The following is a 3771-nucleotide window of genomic DNA, read 5'->3' as shown; positions in this document are numbered from 1 at the left end:
GTAGCCGGCGAAATTTTGACAAGTGAAGAATTGGCTCAGGCTGTCCTTTATCAAAACCAGCCCAATCCTTTCAAAAATCAAACAACTATAAGCTATTATTTGCCGGAGGCTTCAATAGTTGAGCTATCGGTTTATAATGTTTTGGGTGAGAAAATTGAGGTTCTTGAAAGTGGAAGCAAAGTTGCTGGATTATACAAATTTGTTTACGATTTTAAAAAATCCCAATCGGGCATTTATTACTACCGACTTGATGTAAATGGAGTTTCGCAAGTAAAACAAATGAGTGTGATTAAATAGTTTTTTTTAATTTTATAAATATAACCTGTCAGTCCCGATAAAAATCGGGATGACAGGTTTTTTTGTTTTGGAAATAGAAATTTGAAATTTGTTCCAACTTTATCAACCTTCAACTCATTCCTGCGAATGCAGGAATCTCATCGAGTGAGCTAGATTTTGAAGGGATTCCTGCATTCGCAGGAATGTAGTTCTGTAGCGACAATCTATTGGTAGCCCTATCATTTATGGCAGGGTAACAAGGGAGCAGGAAAAGGTAGTTTTGGCGGGATTTTTGATTTTTTCAAAAATCATTCAAAACGTTGGACAAATTTAATTGCAAATTCAATAAAAAATCAAAAAGAATCAATTGAGCATTTCTACCAACTCCTTTGTTGTAAGCAGCACAATCAATTCATTTGTATTTTTCACATCTGTTTTCGACAAAATATTTCTTCTGTGAGAATCGACAGTATGTTTGCTCATATATAATTTTTCTCCAATTTCTTTGGAAGATAAACCTTGCAGAAGATATTCAACCACCTCTGTTTCACGTTCGGTAAGATTATGTTTTGAAGCAAATGAAATTATATTTTTCCCTGTAGATTTTTTGGTTATTGCAATTCGGTTAAACAAATTTTTGATTTCATTAATATCAACTGGTTTAAGCATATAATCAAAAGCAAATTCTTTTATTGCTTTTATTGCATAGTGGTTGTATGCTGTTACGAAAACAATTTTTGGATCTACACCCTGACTACGTATTTCCGAAACTAAATCGAAACCCGAAATATTTGGCATCTCAACATCGCAAAATACAATATCAGGTTTTTTGTTTACAATTTCTTTAATAGCAAACTGAGGATCAATAAGTCCGGTGATTGAATCAATCTCATCAAACATTTGGAGAAGACTTTTTAGTCTTTTTACAGCTGCAATTTCGTTGTCAATAATTACGACATTCATTATTTGAAAGTTTATTTGTGTAGCGAGATAGTTACTCTAAATCCGGAGTTGTTGGGTTTTGCTTCAATATCTTCAATTTCATATTTTATTTTCTTTCCTGAAATTCGTCTATAAAGATTGAGCATTTCGCCAACAATTTCTATTCCTTTTCCCGAACCAAAAGTTTTCAATTTTTTTGCATTTTCTCTCCCAATTCCATTATCTTCAATAACAATTTCAATAATCCTCCCTTTTTTTGAAACCTCAATTGATAAATGCCCTTTATAATCGCAATGCTGCAAACCGTGCTTAATTGAATTTTCTACAAAAGTGTGTATCAACATTCTTGGAATTTCGGTTTTGAAACTCACATCCTTAGTTACTTCAATTGCAAAGTCGAATTTGTTTTCCAATCTGTTTTGCTGAATTTCTATGTAGTCGCGTGTAAAATCAAGTTCGTCGCGTAGTGGAACAGTAACACGATTACTGTTGAGCAAGGATTGGTTTAGAATTCTGGTAAATCGGGAAACATAGGCATCCGCTTCTATTCGTTGTTTCTCGGCATATAAACCGGAAATTGAACTAATTACATTGCCTATAAAATGAGGCTCAATCTGATTTTTTATTGAATTATACTGAAGATGTACTAATTCTTTTTCTCTTTCGTATTTTTCTTTTGCAGCTTTTTTCTGTAGCAAATTCAGGAAATAGAAAAACAAAAATATAATACCAAAAATCCCAAGATAGATAGGATATTTCCAAAAAAACAAAGAATTTTTTTCTACTTTGAAAGTATAATAATACCTGCCTGCCTGAATGTCGAGTAGGAATTCGCCTTTGTCATTAGTGTAGCTAAAAATATTTGTAGGATAATTGGAGCCTCCTGGTACTGGTATTTCAGCATAAATGCTTAAATCTTCTTCTAATACCAACAGGTCTTCGCAATTCTGCTTAAAAACAATGATTTCATTTTCTTTATCGAAATCAATATCTGCTTTGTGAATAAAATTATTACCAGCGGATTTTATCCTAGTAATTTCTTTTGAAACATTAAGTTTTATCAATTTTAAAGGATATTTAATTTCAAATGCCTGACCGGATATATCGGTTAATACAATTAGATTCCTATTATCAAAATCGAAGTATGTTATGTTATAGCTATTTACTTCTACTTCATCTGGCAGCAATAGCTCACTTATTTGTTTTCCATTAGTTGTATGTAGAAATAGTTTTGAATATTTCCCCGGTGAGGTTCCATTATAATTAAAAAGACTTAGCAAAAATGAGGTATCAGCCTGGGTCATTAATACAGTGCTCAAATTGCAGGGATATTCTTTGAACTCAACCGGAGGGAATTTTAATTCTAAATCTTCAGAAAAAACTATTAAATAGCTGCTGCTATCTTTAAATGGAACTTCGCTGGTATAATTACCATATGCCGGAACTTGTCCAAAAATCTCATGTTTATTATCATTATCAATATCTGTAAAAAAAGAGGGATTTATTATTCCTGTTCCACTAAATGGAGATATTTTTAAGCTGTCATTATTAATATCATATCTGAAAATATTCCTTGGATATTTTGAAAGGCCTGAATATAATATGAAGAATAAATCTAAAAATCCATCATTATTGTAATCAACAAAATCACCACCATGAAAATCAACATCTAATTTTTTATTTCTATTATATTTCGAAACACAAATAAATCTATTCGTTATTAAATCATTTTGATCTCCGAAAAATTCTATTCCATGCAATAATAATGAGTCATTAGATTTTGTAATTGTATATAATTCTATAAATCCATCATTATCATAGTCACCAAACAATGGATTTTGTCGCTCAAGATAACTTCCTTTTATGTTCCATTGATCAAATAATGCCACATTGTTATCAAATACACGAATTACTGAATATGCCGTATTTTGACCTCTATAGGTTAATAATACTTGCTCTGTTTTTCCGTCATTATTTAGGTCATGCCTAATACTGAGATTATTTTGATTTAGTTTCTGTTTTTTTGATTGATTAATATTTGTTTTATTAAAATTAATAGGTAGGAAACATATAACTGATAGCCCAAAAATTATAGTAAGAGATATTGGATGTGCAAAATATTTGCTAACTACTTTAAAAAATCTATTATCTTTATTTATTGCACTTAATTTCAATATTTTATATTGTTAAAAAATTTCTGTTTGCAAATATACTCATTTATGAGTAATATAATTATCAACATTGAGGAAACACCAATTAACCAATTTGTATGAATTTAGCAGCATTATTTAACTAAATTTATATGTTATGAAAAAATTATTTTTTTTATGTTTTATGGTTGTCTTTTATGGTAGTCATAGTTTTGTCCAAAGTTCAACTATTGATTCGATTGCTGGGCTGATTGCATATTATCCATTCAATGGAAATGTGAATGATGAAAGTGGGAATGGAAATGATGGTATTAATTACAACTCAGTTCCTTCCACAGATAGATTTGGAGAAATTGAAAGTGCATTCGAGTTTCAGTTTAATCAGCATATTGAAATTCAAAAT

The 3771-nt window shown here is 30.5% G+C and carries 4 protein-coding genes; 2 read left to right on the top strand and 2 right to left on the bottom strand.

Translation table 11 applies throughout. The features are described 5' to 3' along the window. Positions 1-297: T9SS type A sorting domain-containing protein (locus tag HN894_16305; protein MBT7144887.1), on the top strand; the 297-nt coding region annotated here is incomplete at its 5' end. 342 nt (positions 298-639) lie between these two features. Here HN894_16305 and HN894_16300 read toward each other — a convergent pair. Next, positions 640-1239 carry a response regulator transcription factor gene (locus tag HN894_16300; protein MBT7144886.1) on the bottom strand — a complete coding sequence of 200 codons (600 nt, stop codon included), beginning with the start codon at positions 1237-1239 and terminating at the stop codon, positions 640-642. Positions 1240-1250: 11 nt separating this feature from the next. After that, on the bottom strand, positions 1251-3392 hold the full coding sequence (locus tag HN894_16295; GenBank protein ID MBT7144885.1) for a histidine kinase: 2142 nt from the start codon (positions 3390-3392) through the stop codon (positions 1251-1253). A 133-nt stretch (positions 3393-3525) separates the two neighbouring features. Here HN894_16295 and HN894_16290 point away from each other — a divergent pair. Then, on the top strand, positions 3526-3771 hold a 246-nt coding region (locus tag HN894_16290; protein ID MBT7144884.1), incomplete at its 3' end, for a hypothetical protein.

The sequence above is a fragment of the Bacteroidota bacterium genome, assembly GCA_018692315.1.
Taxonomy (GTDB): Bacteria; Bacteroidota; Bacteroidia; order Bacteroidales; family JABHKC01; genus JABHKC01.
This window is presented reverse-complemented; position numbering and strand designations above follow the sequence as displayed.